We start from the raw sequence: 19,479 nt of genomic DNA on the forward strand, positions 1-19,479 counted from the left end.
TTTTGATTGGCTGAGTAAATCAAAAATTTTTTAATAAAATTTGCTCCCGGGAGCAAATAAAGATTCGAGAGTAAAAATCGGCAATTCTCTTTTTTTACCAAAATTTGCTCCCGGGAGCAAATGACTATAATACTAACCAATAACGGACATAAGATTATGAAAATAGGCGAAAAATCAATTCCACAACCACTTCGTTGGGCCATGATTGGTGGCGGTCGTTTAAGTCAGGTCGGTTATAAACACCGTTCCGGCGCATTACGTGATAATACGGCGTTCAAATTAGTCGCCTCAGCCTTCGATATTGATGCAGAACGTGGCAGAGACTTCGGCGTTAATCTGGGGATGGACCCTGACCGTTGCTACGATAATTATCACCAACTTTTGGAAATGGAAGCACGTCGAGATGACGGAGTTGAAGTTGTTTCTATAGCTACGCCTAATGGTACCCACTACGAAATAACCAAGGCAGCACTCAATGCGGGATTACACGTAATATGTGAAAAACCGTTGTTCTTCACCGTAAAGGAAGCACAAGAAATTAAAGATTTAGCAGCGTCCAAAAACCTCGTCGTTGGCGTAACTTACGGCTTTTCCGGACACCCCCTACTTCGCCAGATGAGAAAGATGATCCTCAACGGTGACATAGGCGATGTACGTATGATCGACATGCAATACACCCATGGCTTTAGCGCCACTGAAGAAGGTGACAAGTATAATGATGCTCAGAAATGGCGTGTCGACCCTAAAATCTCAGGTCCAACATTCGTACTTGGTGACATTTCAACTCACACGTACTACATCTCTGAACTTGTTGCGCCACATATGAAAATCACTGAGTTAATGTGCGACCGCCAAAGTTTTATTCCTTCTCGTGCTCCGTTAGAAGATAACGCGATGGTCATCATGCACTACGATAACGGTGCCGTTGGTCGCATGTGGGCATCGTCGATAAATGCAGGGTCTATGGATAGTCAAAGTATTCGTGTTATCGGGTCAAAAGCCAGCCTTGAATGGAGTGACTACAATCCAGGAGAATTGATTTATCAAGTTCAAGGTCAGCCAAATCAGGTCATGCACCACGGTATGCCTTATTTGTACGAAGAAGGTCTTGAGTATGAGCGCCTCGGTGCGTTGCACACAGAAGGTCTTGCTGAATCGTGGGCGAATATCTATCTCCAATGTGCTATTGCAATCAACGCCACTAAAACCGGTGATAAGCAAACTCTGGAAAATCATATCTACCCAGACATCAATGCAGGTTTAGAAGGTGTTCGTTGGATAGAAAATTGTGTTCGCTCTGCTGATAGTCATTCAAGCTGGGTGAAATACGAATAACTGAAAATTTGTAATCGGCTTTTAGGGCAGTAGGAGCTGATTAACAAACAAAAGGGTGGTTTCTTCTTTCTCCACCCTTTTCCTTTCGCTTCAATCATTTCTATAAAAACAATTATATACATAACTCTCTATGGAGGCTTTATGTCCAATAACGTTCAAAGCACAAGCCAAGAGGATGGTCACTACAGTATAAAATACGTATTGTTTATCTGTGGTGTTGCGGCACTCGGCGGCTTGCTACTGGGTTACGATACCGCCGTCATTTCTGGTGCTGTAAATCCGATAAAAAATTACTTCGACCTTAGTCCTCTCGGTGTTGGCTGGGCCGTCTCTAATGTAGCAATAGGATGTATCATTGGTGCCTTTTGGTCTGGCCCATTATCCAAGAAATATGGTCGTAAAAAGTCGTTAATTCTTGCGGCGATCCTTTACACAATATCAGCAGCAGGCTCTGCACTTGCTACCAGTTTCTTCTGGTTTATTGTTTATCGGATGATTGGCGGGCTCGCAGTGGGTATCGCCTCTTCTGTTTCTCCTATGTATATGTCAGAAGTATCGCCAAAACAGATTCGAGGACGCGCGGTTGGAATGCAGAATTTTGCTATTGTGGGCGGTCAGGTACTCATCTTTACCGTCAACTATCTTATTGCAAAAGGAATGACTGATGCTTGGCTAAATGATGTCGGATGGCGAATCATGGTCGGCTCTGAAACGATTCCTTGCGCTCTCTTTATTATTTTCTCTTTATTTATTCCAGAGTCCCCACGTTGGTTGATGCTCGTTGGAAAAACTGAGCAGGCAAAAGAAGTGCTCGTCAAGATCTTCCGTGACGAACAACATGCCGTATTTTTAATGCAGCAAATCGACCAATCTAACCGAGAGGCAGAAGTTGCTAAACAACGTCAGAAATCAATGGCTGTTCATAAAGAAAAACTGTTCTGGTTTATTGTATTTGTTGCTTGCTTCATTTCTATCTTTGGTCAGGCTAGTGGCGTAAACATCATGATGTACTATGCCCCTGTTATTTTAGAAAGAGTCACAGGCAATAATGATGTAGCGCTTTTCTTAACAATATGGATTGGGGTTGTCCAGCTAATCGGTACTGCATTATGTGCCCTACTCATGGACAAAATCGGTCGAGTACCACTGTTAAAATTTGGCTCTCTTGGGTGCGCATTTGGCCTATTGCTGACCTCGTATTTTATTTATCAATCGCATAGTTTGACTGGTGAAGCAGCAATGGTAATGGGATATTGGACGTTAGCAGGAATGGCCACATTTATGATCTGCTTCGCCTTATCGTGGGCTCTAGGTGCTTGGCTTGTTGTGTCTGAAATGTTCCCCAACAGAATGCGCTCCCTTGGCATGGGAATCGCTATCGGAGCCGTGTGGGTAAGTAACTTTATTATTGGCCTGGCATTCCCTGTCATGAATGACAGCGTTTACCTTAATGAGCACTTCAAGGGCGCATTTCCAATGTGGGTTTTTGCGAGTTGTATGATTCTAGCGTATCTATTTGTTCGCCGTTACGTTCCTGAAACAAAAGGAATACCTCTGGAAGAAATGGAAGAGTGTTTCGTCAGCAAACAAGAACAACACAAACACGATAGTACTCATGCTCACATAAACTAATTACGTCTGAGTATGAATAAAAAAACACGTTATATCACACCAGTAATATAACGTGTTTTTAAATATCGATAGACGAATACAGCGCTATAAATAACACAACGTTTATTCGTAATACAACGAAATATCCACTCCGAGCGTTTTAGGGGCTACGGCTCTCTCTACCGTAAGTTTTGATTGAGTCAACTTGATGCTTCTCACGCTGATAAATTTATTATATTTTAACGAATAAAAGCATTTTACCGTTGGCTTAAGAGGTTGTGCTTTGTTCGTTTCTTCCACCAAGCCTACACTTCCATCGCTTAATTGAACCAAAGATCCAATAGGATAGACACTAAGACAGTTTATGAACTTATACACTAACTCTTGATCTAAATGATTAGGCGTCATACCAAGTAAAATTTTAAACGCATCTTGTGGTGACATAGCTGTTTTGTAACAACGTTCAGCTGTTAAGGCATCATAAATATCAACAATACTACTCATGCGCCCATAAATTGTGATTTCATCCGCGGTCAATTGGTTTGGGTAACCTTTACCGTCTAACTTTTCATGGTGCATTAAACAAACGTTTTTGCTGATCTCACTCAAGCCTTTTATCTGCGCAAGTAAATCCACAACGTAAACCTGATGATTTTTCATTTCTTCAAACTCTTCATCAGTGAGTTTACCGGGCTTATTTAACACCTCATTTTTCACTTTTGTCTTACCAAGATCGTGAATAATGCCGCCAATGGCTAACTGTCTGAGGGTTAACTTATCGAATTTTAAATATGAACCAAATGACACGAGTAGACATGCCACATTAACTGAATGCTCTAGTAGGTAAGCATCTTTATTTCTGAGCGCAGAAACAAAGTTGATCGCATCTGAGTCATCCATAATGGCGTCAACAACGCCATCAGCCCAATCTTCCACCTCACCAAGTGAAATGGCTTTACCATCGAACGTTTCGCGTAAAATCTTATTCGCTAAACCTTTCGCTTCAGTTACGATCTTCTTAGCTTTTTTACGTCTTATCCCAACATCTCTCTTGGTAACTCTAACTGGCTTTGCATTAAGAGCTTCATCACCAGTAACTTCAGGTTCGTCTTCAATAGGATCTGGGGCAATCACAATCTTACACTCCGGTGATGACTGCTTTACATCGACCCAAACATACGACACACCTTTGTCGGCTAATTGCTGAATCGCTTCTTTACGTTTCACCACACCAGCACTCGCTAAATTCACGACACGGTTATACTCAATAGCGGTGACGAACATGCCAACTTGGACGTTTTCAATTGCTACCCGAACCGACTTTTCCACTTTCTTCAACAATTTTACCCTTGCGAATGGATTATCATTTAAACCCTAAACCTTCCATGTATAAAAAGTTAAATTTAACAGCTAGTTATAACTATAGTTTTTGGCATTTGAGATTATAGCATCGTTATTATGCTTTTAGAAACTGAGTCTTATATCATTATTATATTGATACAACTTTACTTATGTGATTAGACAAAATGATTTCAAATTTTAGCAACGAGTAACTTAATATAAACAGTAGCTTGAGTCCAAATTTGTTGTGAGCTATGTGGCATTCTCCCAGTTCTTTGCTAGCTTGATTGATAGAGATAGTTTCAGTTACACAGTTCGGAATTGAGAAAGCATGAACGAAGTTAATGTACAAGATAACGGGTTTGAAACCGTTTTTAGAGATTCTAAAGATGGTCTTGCACTTTTTAAAGACGGCATCTTTGTCGATTGCAACCAATCCATGCTCGATTTGGTCGGACTGGATCACAAGGAAGATTTTATAGGTCTTACACCCTTTGATTTTTCGCCAGAATTTCAATCCGATGGTATGTCTTCAGAAGAAAAAGGTATGGAGTACATACGACGATGTTATGAAGAAGGAAGTGTGCGCTTTGAGTGGAATCACAAGAAATATAACGGTGAGTTATTCTCCTGCGAAGTCATAATTACGAAAATGATTCTCAACGGCGAAGTTGTAGTACACGCGAACTGGCGTGATATTACGGAAAAAAAAGAATTAGAGCTCAAAGTCGCTGAGCAAAAAGAAATCTTTGAAACCTTATTTAATGAGTCAATGGATGGCCTGAGCGTTTTTGATGGGGAGAAGTACACCGACTGTAATAAGGCCTTTCTTAAACTATTTGGGTTCACAAAAAAAGAAGAGGTTATTGGTACCCACCCAAGAGATATCTCTCCACAATATCAAGCAGACGGTCGACTATCAGGCGACGTCGCTAAAGAACTAATCAAGGACTCGTTTACAAAAGGCAGTGTTCGGTTTGAATGGATTCATAGAAAAGTTGATGGAACCAACTTTTGGACAGAAGTCATTATAACCAAAGTAAAACTAAACGATGTCGACTCCATTTACGCAGTTATTCGTGATATATCCGAAAAAATGAGCTCGAACTTCAGCTTTATGAGCGAAATAAAGAGTTAGATGAATCCAATAATAATCTTGAAAGTATGCTAGAGAATCTCAAGCAGACTCAAGATAAACTGGTCGAATCAGAAAAAATGGCCAGTCTTGGTTCTTTGGTGGCAGGCGTTGCCCACGAAATTAATACCCCTGTAGGTGTCGGACTCACCGGTATCACGCAGTCTATTGAAGAGACACAAGCAATACGTAAACGGTATACCAATGGTGAACTTGATGAGACCGCGTTTGAGGATTATCTAAATAGTGCAGAAGAGTTGTCTAAGATCGTCAACAAAAACTTAGAGAGAACGGCACATCTAATTAAAAGCTTCAAGCAAATTGCCGTCGACCAAACTAGCGAGGAGGAACGTATCATTAATCTTAAAGACTATTTAGAAGAAATCGTTTTTAGCCTTTCGTCGGTTGCCCGTAAAGCATCTACTACAATCACTATTCACTGCGCTACACATTACAACGTCATCACAATACCTGGTTTAATTTCCCAAGTCTTGACTAATTTGATCATGAATTCGATTAACCATGGCTTTAGTGAGCTCAATAAAGGCACGATCGAAATTAACGTCGCGGAGAGTACGAATAATAGGTTCATATTGACTTACAAAGATGATGGGAAAGGTATCAGTGCAGACAACCTACCTAAAATATTCGACCCTTTTTTCACGACTAACCGATCCAAGGGTGGCACAGGTTTAGGCTTAAACGTTACCTATAACATCATTAAAAACGCACTTGGCGGTTCAATTAAATGTCGTAGCGAGGAAAACAAAGGCGTGGAGTTTACGATTGAATTCAGTGTTAAAGAAAGAACTCATAACTAGCTAGTTCAGTATTGTAGTGGTGAGCAACGTCGTTGTTCACCACTGAATGAGTGAAAATCAAACTAATCTGGATAAATGTCTCTCAACGCCATAATACGATCGAAATTGTTAATGGCTAAATCACAAATTTCAGGGTCGAAATGACGCCCTCGCTCTTCCTTTAGTAATTCTAAAATGCGATCTGGGCTCCACGGCTCTTTGTAAGATCGACGAGCAGCGAGTGCATCAATAACGTCTGCGATAGCCATGATACGACCTTCAACTGGGATATCTGCACCCTGTAGTCCAACAGGATAACCAAAACCGTCCCATTTTTCATGGTGAAATAAAGCAATACTGGCACCAATTTGAGGTAAGGCTCGTTTCGAATTACACAAGAGGTCAAACCCAACCGGAGCATGAGTTTTCATAATATCCCATTCTTCAGTGTCTAGTTTACCGGGCTTATGCAGAATGCTTTCTGGAACCGCAATTTTACCAATATCATGCATTGGCGTGGCATGTTTAATTAGCTGAACTAATCGTTCATCCAAACCAAGACGCTGAGCGAGAAACTCACAGATCAATGAAACTCTTCGCACATGTGATCCCGTTTCTTTACTACGCTTTTCTATCGCTTCACCAAGAATATACATCAGTTCCTGTTGAGTTCGTTCAATATCTTCCTGCCTGGTCAGATTTTCGAAAATAATCGATATCTTGGTAAGCATAACATTTAATAAACGGGCCGTTAGTTGAGACAACGGCGATAAAAATGTTACCAAAACTGCACTTTCTCGAGTATCAGCCAATCGGGTAAAATTACAAAACGTATCTTCCGACGTAGTATTTTTCTCATCGTGTAACGCTTTGTTAACTTGCATACGAATATGGTTGGGAAAAATATCATGCTCTAGATCGACATCTATCTGATAGTTCACTCCATCATAACAGAGCAAAATACGCTCTTGATTACCTAGAGCATTGACTAGTTGATATTGAAGATAAAAACTAACATCCTGCTGACCAATAAGATCTTTAATCTCTCTTAAAACCTGTACGCAATAACTTTCGCTAGTAGACGCTTGGAGCACCCTTGTTGTAGCGCTCACCACATCTTCAAGCCCTCGATGTCCCTGCTCTACCTCTATAATGTCTCGGTAGGAACGAATAGCGGAATAGATCGTAGTCTTCAAACGTGTTGAGTTGAGCTCTGTTTTATTTTTGTAGTCATTGATATCGTATTCTCTGATGACATCTTCTTCAGGTGCTTCTCCGGGTTGACCTGTACGTAAGACAAGCCGAGTTGTTGTGTTTTTATTTTTTTCACGTATCCATTTAACTAAATCCAAACCGGCATGATCATCTTCCATCACAACGTCTACTAATGCCAAAGCGATATCGGTATGCTGTTCAAACAATTGCTTAGCTTCTTCGGCTGAATGTGCCTTAAGAAACTCCAAAGGACGACTATCGACAAGAACACGCTTTAAAACGAGTTCGGAAACTGAAATTACATCATCTTCATCGTCAATTAACGCGACTTTCCATGGCGAAAGAGGTTCATCCTTGAAGTTATTGACCGGCTTTACATCCGGAACTTTTGATGTCGATTTCTTTAGAAACAAGGTGTTTGGCATAGAGTGTACCCAAGCATTATCAACTACAAATTATAGCTAAATAAAATATAGGTTGTGCCCCCAAGAGAATCCACTTAGCGAAACGGAAATTAGGGCCAATAGTCGAAATTATTTCATTGTTAGCGCGGCTCCACTCTACTGATATTTTGTGTATTGACCAATTAGCAACTTTCTAAGCGCTTAATTAAAGATTCTCTACGTAGTTCAAGAATTTCTTCAATCAATTTCTCTTTCGCATGTAGTCCGAAATGCGCATTATAATTTTTTATTTTAGCGACTTCGTCACTTCCGAGCTTATAGACATGCTTTTTTATGTATTCCTCAGCTTCTCGTTTCGTTTGCCCGCGATTTTGTAAAAGCTTGATTAAGCTCTTATCTAAAGGGTGGATATTTTTAGTCATACCGTATTTCTATCATTTTATTTTTGTTGCTTTCTATAGAGATATCGATTCGAGCGATTAGATTTCCCGAATCAAATTACGTGACACCGTAGCGAATATTAAAGGGATAATACCTATCGCTAACGAACTCGAGGATAATTTTTTATGTGTAGCATTGATACAAGTCCACACATTACAAGCAGTGAATAGCTCACGCCAATGTAAACCACTAACCAGGTATTTATTTTGCCGCGCTTCATTTCTAATTACTCTCTGTAGAGAACTTTCTTGGTCATTGTTAAGTTGGCAATACGGTATAAAACCAATGTGAACGAATGATGACGAAAGAAATGAAGTTACTTCATATTCTGTTGCTTCAAAATACTATTGATACATTATAACATTTCACATAAATCACAAGTTATTGAACGATTATTTAGAGGAAACCACATGGAATCGGTAAAAGACCATGCGCTTACTGAAGACGATCTTCTCGCCGCACCTGATTCCAAGTATATGAACGAAGAACAACTCGCCTTCTTTGAAAAAATTTACTTACCTTTTACCAATCAACAAAGGAGCATATACAACAAGCCACCCAAGACAATATGAATCCAATGAGCTTTAGTGATGTAAACGACAGAGCATCAAGTAAGTAGCTATCATCAATTTCGACACGAATAATTAATCAAGAACAAAAGTTATTACTAAATATTAAGCAGTCTATTGCTCGGATACAAAGCGGTGAATACAGATACTGCTTTGAGTCAGGAGAGCCTATCGGGATTCGTAGACTTTTACTCAGACCCACCACAGAATATTGTGCCGAGGTAAAAATACAAATGGGATTAAGAGAGAAGCAATATAATAATAAACAGCTAATCACATTAAATGTAAGAAATTCACCTTATTTGATTTCGCGCATTAAATCATAATTGATATGAATGTTATTCGCATTTAGTAAATGATATTATCCTCTGATAAAAAGAGTATCTAGATTTATAGAGGTTTGTGTGCGTTCAATAAAGTCTTACTTTTGGCTCAGTTATTCATTTCTACTAATCTCACCCGTTGCGCATTCGGAAAACTTAGCGTCTTCAGACAAAGCCATTTTAGGACAAACACTGTTTTTTGATGTCAACTTATCGAAGAATAGAACTCAATCATGTGCCTCTTGCCATAATCCTAACCACGCTTTTATTGACGACCGTAAATCCGAATTAAATGGAATGGTTTCTAAAGGTGACGATGAACAATCCTTTGGTGATCGCAACACGCCAACCATTTCTTACGCAAGCTCAATCCCTCGCATCACTATCAATAATAAAGGAGAATTTAAAGGCGGATTATTCTTGGACGGCAGAGAGCGAGACTTATCTGGTCAAGCTGGTGGTCCACCAGTTAACCCGGTAGAAATGGGTATGCCGAATAAAGAAGCAGTTATTGAAAGATTAAAAGAAAACAGTTATTACGTTTCTTCGTTTAAGGCATTGTTTGGTGAGGATATTTTTAGCCAACCTGATTCAGCATACAAGGCAATGACCGACAGCATTGCAGAGTTCGAAAGAACGGAATTTTTCTCTCCATACGATTCGAAATACGACCGCTATCTTCGTGGAGAAGTAAAATTATCTAAACAAGAATCACTTGGTGAAGCCTTATTTTTCTCTCAGCAATTTACGAATTGTAACCGTTGTCATCAGCTTAAAACCTTTCCTAATAGCCAGAACGAAACATTCAGTAACTATCAGTATCACAATCTAGGCGTACCCTTAAATAAAATTGTTCGTGAATATAATGGCCTTGGAGAAGAGCATATTGATAGAGGGTTACTCGAACACCCCAGAATTCATGATGAAAAACAAATGGGTAAGTTTAAAGTCCCTACTTTACGCAATGTAGCAGTAACCGGGCCTTATATGCACAATGGGATATTTAAAGACTTACGCACCGTTGTTCTCTTTTACGATAAATTCAACAACCCAACGCGCACGCTTAACCCCGAAACAGGCAAACCTTGGCGTGAACCAGAGGTTGCGGTAAATTTAGCTTTGGAAACAGACGAATTTAAGGCTCCAGCGCTATCCGATAAAGAAGTGGATGCATTAGTCGCCTTTATGAAGGCTCTCACTGACCAGCGTTATGAGCATCTTATCGAACCATAAAAGCTTCAAAGCGTTGAATTGTTCCAAGGACGCCGAACTATATGAGGAAAATCAATAACTCGCTGAGTAGTGACGATTAAAAATCGATTTAAACATTCCTTTATAATTTATAAACTGCTCGCAAAAGACGAGAGATCAATATAAAATTAATGTCAGCTTACAATCAAAAATAGACTATAAGCTGACTGTTAACGTGCAGGATTATCAGTGATTTGATTGTTTGTATTTTACAAAATCAAATTTCCTCAAATAGACTAAGCTCGACGACCGGCATGGTATCCTTCATGAACCGCAGTGAGAATTTTACGCGGTTTATACGCATCTCCGATAACTTCATAGTCATAACCACACTCTTCCATCGTCGTAATAAGATTATTGACTGATCTCATACCAAGAGCACAGATTACTCCATCTGCTTCATACTCTACGGTATCACCATCAAACTCTTTTGATAGGTCATAAGGAGTCAATACATCTTTAGGATTATGAGGTTCATTTTCTTTTCTTGTTTTACAGATTACTGATTTATCGGTCATCTTTAAAATTTTATTGCTAAGCTTAACCTGTACATGATCCTCGGCAAGTTTCGAATTTATTACCCAATCCACACCATACAAATGAGCCGGGCTAGAATTCGGAACAATATCAATCATGGTAATTTTCTTACCCATTTCAGAAAGGTGCATAGCCACTTCGCATCCTACCAACCCTGCCCCACAAATGATAAATTCATTACCATCCGGAATTTTTCCATCTAAAATTTCCAGAGGATTAAGGATATTGTAGTCTCTTGTACCTTCAATATTCGGAATGAAATGCTCTGAACCTGTAGCAACGATGAATTTATCAAAGTTTTCCGTATCAGCGGTATGAGGAGTAAATTCAGTATTCATACGAATATCAACATTTGATTTTCTAACTTCATTAATCAAATATTGAGTAAAGCGTCGGTAGTCTTCTTTAAAATCAGGTATTCCGACATAATACATAAGCCCGCCAAGTCTGTTATCTTTTTCAAACAGAACCACACTATGACCTTTTTGACTGGCATTAATTGCTGCCTGCATACCAGCGGGACCTGAACCAATAACCGCAATTTTTTTCGGTTTTTCAGCTTTGGAAATTGTCATAAAAGGCTTATATGTACGACCGACTTCAGGGTTAACGGCACAAACCAGACTGTTCCATTTCATACCACCGCCAAGACATTCACCACATCTTAGACATTGGCGTAGATCTTCTATTCGGTTTTCTTTTACTTTTGTTGGATAATCTGGATCCGCGAGAATTTGTCGGCCAATGGCTGCAAAATCCGCTTCTCCTGCTGCAATCATTTCTTCTGCTTTTTCTGGTCGTATTGCACCAATCGTAACTACAGGGATATTCAGATGCCTTTTCAGTTCAGCTGCATTTTCAGCATAAATAGCGCGAGGACTGTATGTTGGCGGTATCCATGTTGCTGTACTAACACCTCGAGATAGCCCTAAACCATCAGCATCTTTTCCTTCATTCATAACATCCATGTAGTCATGAAGACGTGATTCAAGTGTTCCTCCGGTCGCAACAATGGCAGCAACACCAGCTTCTTCGACATATTTACTGATTTCTACAGCCTGATCTAAGGTAATACCATTTGGAGTAAAGTCCTCTGTTGACAGTTTAAATATGATCGGAAAATCTTTTCCACAATATTTTTGAATAGCGTCAATAATCTCCAGACAGAATCTGGTTCTATTGTATACAGAACCACCGTATTCATCCGTTCTTCGGTTATAATATCCAGATAAAAATTCTACAGGAAGATAACCATGACCAGCATGAATTTCGACAGCATCGAATCCGCAAACTTTAGCGCGTAATGCCGTTCTGCCATAATCGTCAACCACCTGTTCGATATCTTCTTTTGTCATGACTTTCAGTTCAGCACCTTCTAAAGAGAAAGTTCCTACTCCTGACGGTGTAAAAGCTGGTAAGTTTGACGTTAAGTTTCTGGCAAATACCCCACCATGACATAACTGAAGTGCAGCTTTTGCTCCACCAGCATGGATTGCAGTGGCTAAACGGCTAAAACCTGGCATAAAAGCATCTTTACTCAGATCCAGTTCGCCAGGGAAACATACACAACCCGGAGTTGGGTTAACCATTTCAGTAATAATCAAACCAACGCCACCTTCTGCTCTTCGGCTATAGTGATTAACTACCGCATCAGTAATGGTCCCATCCACAGATGCTAACCATGTTTCCATCGCTGGCATAATCATTCGGTTCTTTAACACCAAATTCCCGATCTTTCCTGATTTCACCAAATGTTGAAATTTCATATTATTCTTAGTCCTATTAATGTAGTAATATTTTTATCTACCGATGGTAACAATGCTGGAAATAGAACCTCTGAATAAATTTATTCACTAATAAAATAATGTTTATTTTTGTTAACCAAACAACACCTAATTGATAATTATTTTTAATCTCATTAAAAATAGTTATTCACTAATTAAAGGAGTGAACGCTTGTTATTAACCCGATATATTTTTACCAATGAGTTCACTCCTTACGAACAGCTATTTAAAATATCGCCTCATGAGACCTGCCATTTTAAAAAAGGTGATTTTTTATGTGACTTAGGTAAACCTTTTACAAAAATATTCTATATAGTTGATGGACTGACCAAAGTCTCTGTGATGCATAAAAATGGAGAAGAAAAAATTACCGGTTTTTGGGGGAAAGGTGGGATTTATCCGTTAATCTGTACAGAACATAACTTTGTTCTCGAATACTCTATCATGCAAGTAGCTATATCAGATGTAACAGCATTTGCTTTTGACGTTGACGTTATTCGCAACATGATGCATGAGTCTACTGAATTGTGTCAAGAAATGGTAAACCATTATTGTAAATTCACCAACTTACTATTTTTTTGTGCTACAACTCAAACCTATGAACCTGTTATTACTAGAATTTGTAACATTCTTTTTATTTATATAAAAAACACTTCCACCCAAGAAAATAACGTGTATTTAAGTCAAACTGAAATTGCTGCATTAATAGGTGCAACACGAATTTCTGTTGTAAAATCGTTAAAAAACCTTAGGGATGAAAAAATTATAGAAACATGTAGGAATAAAATAGTAATAACTAATTTTAAAAAACTTGAGTTGAAGTGTACGTCATTAGTCTAACCAGTTTTATTAGTAATAAATGATCCGCTAAATCCTTCATCTATAAGCTATACACTGAGTGTCCGGAGCATTAACCTCAGTTAACTTGTTTAGAGCTTTTATTAAGGCGTAAGTCTGCCAACTTATACTTTGTAATTACGAGTGAGTGATGCTCAAATTAGCTGCTTCAAGCGATATATAACTGTTTCATTCAATTAACGTCTGTGCTATTTCCACTTTTAGTTCACCCATAGAGGTCCTGACAGCCAACCACCGAATTGTTTGGCTCCAGTTAATGTTTTTGTGGAAAGAGGGTTAAACACTAGATTAAAGTAGATAAGTAAACATATGTCACTAATTTGTTCGTAACATTCCGATTTAATTTTCTAAATTTCCACTAAAAAGCCGCTACAACACTTACTTTTTAGTGAGTTTTAGCATGTCTTTAAATTTAGGTGAGTACATATTATGTTTTTCTTTTGCGTTATGACTCATCTCAAAATGCTCCATGCATAGTCCAAAATTGACAACAGCAAGAGTTAACAAACAATGTTTAAGTAAAGGTAATAGGAAAAGGTTTCTATTTATCGAGCAAGTATTGTAATGAACTTGAAAGGAAAAGGCTTGGAGCGCGTAGCGAGAATCGAACTCGCAGCTTTAGCTTGGAAGGCTAAGGTATTACCATTATACGATACGCGCTGCATCGTGTTGATGGGTCTAATATGCCACATTCAGAGAAAATTAAAAGGGCTTTTTTCGTTTTTTTGATTGTTTGCGCACATAATAAACAATTTGATATCAAATGGTTATCGAACGCTTAAAAGTCATCCACTAACGGCATTGCTTCCCTATCCTTGTCGTGCATAACACTGAGTTTTTACTGACCGACACTCTTATTAAACCTGAACATGTTCCAAGACGCTTTGGGCAAATTGACTAGAAACGCGTCAGACTGCAGGTTATTGATATTATATACTTTTGGTCGTACTGCATCGGGCTGAGCAAAAGAGTTGCTTGCAAATAAATCTTCTCCAGCCAAAACCTGATGCTCAAACAAATTAAGCTCACCAAACTGAACCAACTCAAGGTTTAGTTCCACATCCTGACTTAGGTTGCTATTGAGAACGAAAAGCGCGGCCTCTCCTCTTTGCTCATCATAAGTAAATAACGTAGCCAATTCTGGGACGTCTCCATAAAGCGATGTATTCACACTTTCACACGTTAGAGTACATCGATAAACGCGCCCTTTGGCGTAATGAGTCGCTTGAAAAAATGGATAAAAAGTTGAGTGCAGCAGTACTCCACGGTCCTTTGACGTGTGTATCGGTGCTAATGCATTGACTAACTGAGCCAAACAAGCAATTTTTACTCTATCAGCATTATTGACTATCGTCGTAACCAAGCCTCCCACAACAAGGGCATCGAGAAGTGTGTATTGATCTTCAGCGATAGCAGGCGCGGCTTTCCATCGTTGTGTTTGCATATTCGTGATGTACCAGACATTCCATTCATCCAAGCTAAGCATCATATCTTTACGGCTTCTGTTTTTAGCTTTGACATAATCAGCTGTGGCTTTGACTGTCGAAATAAAATCATTTAAATCAAAAAAGGAAGCAAGAAATGTTTGGAGGTCACCTTTATATTCGTAGTATCGATGAAGGGAAATATAATCAACGTAGTCGTAACAATGCTCTAAAACGACACGATCCCATTCAGGGAACGTAGGCAGGTCTTTAGAAGAACTTCCGCACACGACAAGCTCTATTGTTGGATCGACCCATTTCAACATTTTTGCTGTTTCACAGGCTTTTCTCCCGTATTCTTCCGCTGTCATAGCACAAGTCTGCCATGGTCCATCCATTTCGTTACCAAGACACCAGACTTTGAATTTATGTGGTTTTTGATAACCATGAGTGCGACGCAAGTCACTCCAATACGTACCTTTTTCTATATTGCAGTATTCCACCATATAGGCTGCATCTTGTGGTGTACCAGTGCCAAGATTAACCGCGATCATACCCTCACAGTGAACCAGTCTTAACCAGTCAGAAAACTCGTTGATCCCAAACTGATTCGATTCAACAGATGACCAAGCATAATCAAGTCGAGTTGGTCTGTCGCTCTTTGGACCGATACCATCTTGCCAATTGTAACCGGAAACGAAGTTACCCCCAGGGTAACGAATAATAGGAACGTCAAGATCGCGAATTGTATTAATCACATCCTCACGAAAACCCTTAGCATTTGCAGTTGGATGATCAGGCTGATAGATCCCTTGGTAAACAGCCCGCCCCATGTGCTCGATAAAAGATCCAAAGATACGCTCATCAATATCCGCAATGATTAGCTGTCTATGAACCGTGCAACGTGCTGTTTTTTTATTCGCATTCATGTAATGTCATACTCCTAAGTAACTCATTCCGTTACTTAAGCATAGAGACTAAACACGTATACCCTATGTAGAAATCCGCTACAAATAGGCATGAATCCACTGTGATTATGATTTTGTGATAAAGAAATTAATTTTATTGAGGTGATGATAGCTGGAGACCATGATCTTTTAATGTTCCCATCTGAGTGCGCATAGAATATGCAGCATCAATTAGCCCCATGGCTAACGCTGCGCCACTACCTTCTCCCAGACGCATGTTAAGATCGAAAAATGGTTTGAGATCGAGGTAGCGTAAGGCAATCTCACTGCCCTGTTCTGCAGAGTAATGAGATGGAATGAGATAGTCGCGAATAAGTGGGTTGAGTTGGCAAGCAATAAGCGCGGATGCATAGGAAAGGAAGCCATCCAGTACGACAGGGACACCGACATAAGCACAACCGATAATTATGCCCGTCATTCCCGCCAAATCGAACCCCCCAACTTTAGCCAGAGTATCGATAGCATCGCTCCTTATAGGACCATTGATGGAAATAGCTCTCTCGACCACGGAAACTTTATGGGCTCGTTTGGCACGAGGTAAATTAGCTCCGAGTCCAACCACATCTTCAGGTTCATTACTCGTTATCACACTGATAATGGCGGCAGCCGGTGTCGTATTAGCAATACCAAGCTCGCCAACGCCGAAAACGTTAATACCACAAGCAACATCGTGTTTAACTAATTCAACGGACCTGAGCAGAACCGTTTCTGCAGCATCCCGAGTCATTGCAGGTTCTAACGCAATGTTACGCGAACTTCTGCAGACTTTAATGGAACGGAGCCCTTCGATATCGTCACAGGCCATCCCAGTATCGATCAATTCCACTTTTGTATTGGTTGTCATGGCAAGAGCACAAACACCAGTACGCCCTAACACAGTATTTCTGGCTTGAAGCTCGGTAACGCTTTGTGGTGTGACAGCCACCCCCTCATCGAATACACCATGATCTGCCGCCATAACATAGATTTTCTTTTCTGGCTTACTCCAATGATCTCGTCGATAAATACCGGCCAGCTGTTCACCCAATTCTTCTAAGCGACCAAGGCTGCCAATAGGCTTTACTAATCCGTCATGGATATGACGAGCTTGGAGAATAGCTTCTGCATCTATCGGCTTAATTTCATTTAAGATGTGCTGGAGAGATTTCATTATCAACCTTAAGAAATAATGAGAACGAACATCAAGAAAACGAGCTCTAATAATTCACATGCTGCTCCCAATGTATCACCTGTTTGTCCACCTAAAATTTTATTTAGGTACACACGAATGAGATAAGCGCATACCAAGGAGAGAATAAACGGCCAGAATAAGCCTGTAACCACAATACAAAAAAGCGCACCCAAACCAATACACCAGTAAAAATCTGACGTCGCTATTTTCCCAATGAAGATATTACCCAAGCCTTCTTCACGAGCATATTTTTGATGATGCATTAATACAGCCATCAAAGTTCTGCTCGCGATCGGAGCAGAAAATAATACAGATAAATAGCCAATTTCGCCTTTGATAACTAACTGAGCCACGATCAACATTTTAATAACAAGCACAAAGATTAACGCAAGAACACCGTGAGTTCCTATTCGGCTGTCCTTCATTATTTCAAGCATTTGCTCTCGCTTACGAGCTGAGAATATACCGTCACACGTGTCAGCGAGACCATCAAGATGCAACCCACCTGTTATCAAAGCAAGCGCAAACACATACATCGCAGCGGATAACCATGGACCAACTTCAAATCCAGCATAAAAAATATGGAATATAAGAGAAGCCAACATACCCACTACGGCACCAACGATGGGAAACCAAATAATTCCTCGATAACTTTTAGAAAAATCGAGATCCTCAGTCCATTGATAGGGAACAGGAATTCTCGTCATAAATTGCAGCATCGCGAGAAACATTTTCATATTTATACCTATAAACTGTCGTAATTTTCATTCATCTTGCTGATGAATAAGAAAAAAATTCTGCCTAACATTACGCCAGTTCAGACTTATTCACAATAACTGTGGAAAAGTATGGTAATTCTTGTTCATCATTAAGACTCGCAAGCCCTTTATGCATAATTTCCCCGTCCATCGTCGCATTAGCCATCAGCACAGCGTGATCCAATAAATTGAGCCGGTTTAATATGCCGCGAATCATTGCGAAGCGCCCGTAGACCTTCATCAAAATAACGACATCATTGTCGAGTAAAGCCTGCTCAATTTTTGCCACTTCAATCGTACAAGGCACAACAGCCATTGTTTGATTTTCCATAGCCATAGGTAACAACGACGAAGATGAAATTGCCGAAAATGAGCTAATTCCCGGGATGATTTCGATCGTAATCTTATTTTTTAAACGCTCTAGTAGAAAAACCCAAGTACTAAATAGCATAGAATCACCAAGTGAAATGAACGCCACGTCTCGGCCACTTCGAACGTCATTTTGGATCTCATCCGCTATAGCATCCCATGCTTGTATTTTTTCGTTATCACTATTCGACATAGGGAAGTGACGCGTCTTAACATCAACGCTATCCCCAACATATTCTTTGACGATTTTATACGCGAGACTGTCACCACCACGTTTACCTGATGGCGTATATAGGACATCGACAGACGCTAGAATGTTAGCTCCCCTAACCGTGATTAAGTCCGAAGCACCAGGGCCGGTACCTATAGCATATAATGTCCCTTGCCCTAACATACTTCTTCGTCCTCTAGTTCGTTAGCAACAGCTCGCAAATGTTTGACAAACATTTCTCGTATAGCGGGATTTTCACCTAAGCCATTCAACCAAGTTGTCACAGCAATCCCATTACTTTGCATTTGCGTTTTCCATGAATCTTCATCATCCGAAGCCATGTCATTTATCGCATGATCCCCTGCTACAAGCATTAGTGGAATGAGATGAACTCTTTCGGCACTATTGCGTTTAAGGCGTTCAATAACTAGTGATACTTCAGGATAACTTTCAACAGCGCCAACATGAATTGGCAATTGTTTTGACTGCAATAAATGATCAAGGCATGCGTATGCAGTAAACGCATGATGAGTGGCTCCATGCCCCATAAGTACCACATGTTCGTTGTCATTTAATTGAGGTAAATTTGAGGATATCGCTTCTATTACTTGGGTAAAGTCGTCGAAACTACTTAAAAGTGGAGTACCGAGTTTTAAACGGTGAAATTTATTCTGGTAAGCATCAACTTGCTTCGAGACTTTTTCAAATTCATCACCATTGATAATATGCAGCGACTGAACCAGTACGTCTTCATAGCCCATATCATACAAACGCTGTAGCGCCTTTTTGGGATTGTCTATTTGTTGCCCATCCCGTTTGCTAAGCTTACGAATGATCATTTCGGAGGTAAACGCGCGAAAACAGTCTCTATCAGAAAAAGTCATACTCAATTCTTCTTCACAACGAACGATATTTTTCTCGAACGTGTCAGCATAGCTGGTTCCAAAGCTGATAACCAACAGCGCTTTTTTCAT

General features: G+C 39.8%; 17 protein-coding genes and 1 tRNA gene. 8 read left to right on the forward strand and 10 right to left on the reverse strand.

The features are described 5' to 3' along the window. The first annotated feature begins 156 nt into the window (after nucleotides 1-156). Both EES38_RS00355 and EES38_RS00360 read left to right on the forward strand, forming a co-directional pair. Nucleotides 157-1,335, forward strand: coding sequence for a Gfo/Idh/MocA family protein (locus EES38_RS00355; RefSeq protein WP_124935189.1), 1,179 nt, complete (start codon nucleotides 157-159; stop codon nucleotides 1,333-1,335). 141 nt (nucleotides 1,336-1,476) lie between these two features. Beyond that, nucleotides 1,477-2,967 (forward strand): sugar porter family MFS transporter, encoded by a 1,491-nt coding sequence (locus EES38_RS00360; protein ID WP_124935190.1) that lies wholly within the window; start codon nucleotides 1,477-1,479, stop codon nucleotides 2,965-2,967. Between the two features lie 102 nt (nucleotides 2,968-3,069). Here EES38_RS00360 and EES38_RS00365 read toward each other — a convergent pair whose 3' ends face one another. Further along, nucleotides 3,070-4,287 carry a cyclic di-GMP phosphodiesterase gene (locus EES38_RS00365; RefSeq protein ID WP_124935191.1) on the reverse strand — a complete coding sequence of 406 codons (1,218 nt, stop codon included), beginning with the start codon at nucleotides 4,285-4,287 and terminating at the stop codon, nucleotides 3,070-3,072. A gap of 331 nt (nucleotides 4,288-4,618) precedes the next feature. Between EES38_RS00365 and EES38_RS00370 the strand changes: the two genes are divergently transcribed. After that, entirely contained in the window at nucleotides 4,619-5,425 is an 807-nt protein-coding gene (locus EES38_RS00370; protein WP_124935192.1) for a PAS domain-containing protein, read from the forward strand. Between the two features lie 26 nt (nucleotides 5,426-5,451). Beyond that, nucleotides 5,452-6,243: a sensor histidine kinase gene (locus tag EES38_RS00375; protein WP_124935193.1), complete on the forward strand. Its 792-nt coding sequence runs from the start codon at nucleotides 5,452-5,454 to the stop codon at nucleotides 6,241-6,243. Between the two features lie 62 nt (nucleotides 6,244-6,305). Here EES38_RS00375 and EES38_RS00380 read toward each other — a convergent pair whose 3' ends face one another. Beyond that, on the reverse strand, nucleotides 6,306-7,862 hold the full coding sequence (locus EES38_RS00380) for an HD domain-containing phosphohydrolase (protein WP_124935194.1): 1,557 nt from the start codon (nucleotides 7,860-7,862) through the stop codon (nucleotides 6,306-6,308). Between the two features lie 161 nt (nucleotides 7,863-8,023). Further along, nucleotides 8,024-8,263: a hypothetical protein gene (locus EES38_RS00385; protein ID WP_124935195.1), complete on the reverse strand. Its 240-nt coding sequence runs from the start codon at nucleotides 8,261-8,263 to the stop codon at nucleotides 8,024-8,026. Between the two features lie 429 nt (nucleotides 8,264-8,692). On the opposite strand from EES38_RS00385, the gene EES38_RS22300 reads away from it, so the two are divergent. The 3 genes from EES38_RS22300 (at nucleotide 8,693) to EES38_RS00395 (ending at nucleotide 10,407) form a co-directional block, all read left to right on the forward strand. After that, nucleotides 8,693-8,854 (forward strand): hypothetical protein, encoded by a 162-nt coding sequence (locus EES38_RS22300; protein WP_208020378.1) that lies wholly within the window; start codon nucleotides 8,693-8,695, stop codon nucleotides 8,852-8,854. A 167-nt stretch (nucleotides 8,855-9,021) separates the two neighbouring features. Then, nucleotides 9,022-9,177, forward strand: a complete 156-nt coding sequence (locus EES38_RS22660; RefSeq protein WP_341824384.1) for a hypothetical protein — start codon at nucleotides 9,022-9,024, stop codon at nucleotides 9,175-9,177. Nucleotides 9,178-9,255: 78 nt separating this feature from the next. Then, complete coding sequence (locus tag EES38_RS00395; protein WP_124935196.1) at nucleotides 9,256-10,407, forward strand: cytochrome-c peroxidase; 1,152 nt, start codon at nucleotides 9,256-9,258, stop codon at nucleotides 10,405-10,407. Between the two features lie 254 nt (nucleotides 10,408-10,661). On the opposite strand, the gene EES38_RS00400 is transcribed toward EES38_RS00395, so the two are convergent. Next, nucleotides 10,662-12,728 (reverse strand): oxidoreductase, encoded by a 2,067-nt coding sequence (locus EES38_RS00400; protein WP_124935197.1) that lies wholly within the window; start codon nucleotides 12,726-12,728, stop codon nucleotides 10,662-10,664. A gap of 189 nt (nucleotides 12,729-12,917) precedes the next feature. Between EES38_RS00400 and EES38_RS00405 the strand changes: the two genes are divergently transcribed. Further along, nucleotides 12,918-13,586 carry a Crp/Fnr family transcriptional regulator gene (locus EES38_RS00405; RefSeq protein ID WP_124935198.1) on the forward strand — a complete coding sequence of 223 codons (669 nt, stop codon included), beginning with the start codon at nucleotides 12,918-12,920 and terminating at the stop codon, nucleotides 13,584-13,586. 604 nt (nucleotides 13,587-14,190) lie between these two features. Here the strand turns inward: EES38_RS00405 and EES38_RS00410 are convergent. The 6 genes from EES38_RS00410 to cbiK form a co-directional block, all read right to left on the reverse strand. Continuing rightward, a tRNA-Gly gene (locus EES38_RS00410) sits at nucleotides 14,191-14,264 on the reverse strand. A gap of 178 nt (nucleotides 14,265-14,442) precedes the next feature. Continuing rightward, entirely contained in the window at nucleotides 14,443-15,957 is a 1,515-nt protein-coding gene (arfA, locus tag EES38_RS00415; protein WP_124935199.1) for an arabinosylfuranosidase ArfA, read from the reverse strand. A gap of 133 nt (nucleotides 15,958-16,090) precedes the next feature. Beyond that, complete coding sequence (gene cobT / locus EES38_RS00420) at nucleotides 16,091-17,146, reverse strand: nicotinate-nucleotide--dimethylbenzimidazole phosphoribosyltransferase (RefSeq protein WP_124935200.1); 1,056 nt, start codon at nucleotides 17,144-17,146, stop codon at nucleotides 16,091-16,093. Between the two features lie 8 nt (nucleotides 17,147-17,154). After that, the gene (gene cobS, locus EES38_RS00425) at nucleotides 17,155-17,904 is read right to left on the reverse strand and encodes an adenosylcobinamide-GDP ribazoletransferase (RefSeq protein WP_124935201.1); all 750 of its coding nucleotides are present in this window, start codon (nucleotides 17,902-17,904) and stop codon (nucleotides 17,155-17,157) included. Between the two features lie 70 nt (nucleotides 17,905-17,974). Further along, on the reverse strand, nucleotides 17,975-18,688 hold the full coding sequence (locus EES38_RS00430; RefSeq protein ID WP_124935202.1) for a cobalt-factor II C(20)-methyltransferase: 714 nt from the start codon (nucleotides 18,686-18,688) through the stop codon (nucleotides 17,975-17,977). Further along, nucleotides 18,682-19,479 carry a sirohydrochlorin cobaltochelatase gene (gene cbiK, locus EES38_RS00435; protein ID WP_124935203.1) on the reverse strand — a complete coding sequence of 266 codons (798 nt, stop codon included), beginning with the start codon at nucleotides 19,477-19,479 and terminating at the stop codon, nucleotides 18,682-18,684. Before cbiK ends, EES38_RS00430 begins: the two co-directional genes overlap by 7 nt.

The sequence above is a fragment of the Vibrio viridaestus genome (assembly GCF_003856525.1).
Lineage (GTDB): Bacteria > Pseudomonadota > Gammaproteobacteria > Enterobacterales > Vibrionaceae > Vibrio > Vibrio viridaestus.

Coding starts and splice junctions, on each gene's coding strand:
- arfA (WP_124935199.1), bottom strand. CDS start 15,957: ATGAATGCGAATAAAAAAACAGCACGTTGCACGGTTCATAGACAGCTA.
- cobS (WP_124935201.1), bottom strand. CDS start 17,904: ATGAAAATGTTTCTCGCGATGCTGCAATTTATGACGAGAATTCCTGTT.
- EES38_RS22300 (WP_208020378.1), top strand. CDS start 8,693: ATGGAATCGGTAAAAGACCATGCGCTTACTGAAGACGATCTTCTCGCC.
- EES38_RS00355 (WP_124935189.1), top strand. CDS start 157: ATGAAAATAGGCGAAAAATCAATTCCACAACCACTTCGTTGGGCCATG.
- EES38_RS00430 (WP_124935202.1), bottom strand. CDS start 18,688: ATGTTAGGGCAAGGGACATTATATGCTATAGGTACCGGCCCTGGTGCT.
- EES38_RS00360 (WP_124935190.1), top strand. CDS start 1,477: ATGTCCAATAACGTTCAAAGCACAAGCCAAGAGGATGGTCACTACAGT.
- EES38_RS00400 (WP_124935197.1), bottom strand. CDS start 12,728: ATGAAATTTCAACATTTGGTGAAATCAGGAAAGATCGGGAATTTGGTG.
- cbiK (WP_124935203.1), bottom strand. CDS start 19,479: ATGAAAAAAGCGCTGTTGGTTATCAGCTTTGGAACCAGCTATGCTGAC.
- EES38_RS00375 (WP_124935193.1), top strand. CDS start 5,452: ATGCTAGAGAATCTCAAGCAGACTCAAGATAAACTGGTCGAATCAGAA.
- EES38_RS00370 (WP_124935192.1), top strand. CDS start 4,619: ATGAACGAAGTTAATGTACAAGATAACGGGTTTGAAACCGTTTTTAGA.
- EES38_RS00385 (WP_124935195.1), bottom strand. CDS start 8,263: ATGACTAAAAATATCCACCCTTTAGATAAGAGCTTAATCAAGCTTTTA.
- EES38_RS00380 (WP_124935194.1), bottom strand. CDS start 7,862: ATGCCAAACACCTTGTTTCTAAAGAAATCGACATCAAAAGTTCCGGAT.
- cobT (WP_124935200.1), bottom strand. CDS start 17,146: ATGAAATCTCTCCAGCACATCTTAAATGAAATTAAGCCGATAGATGCA.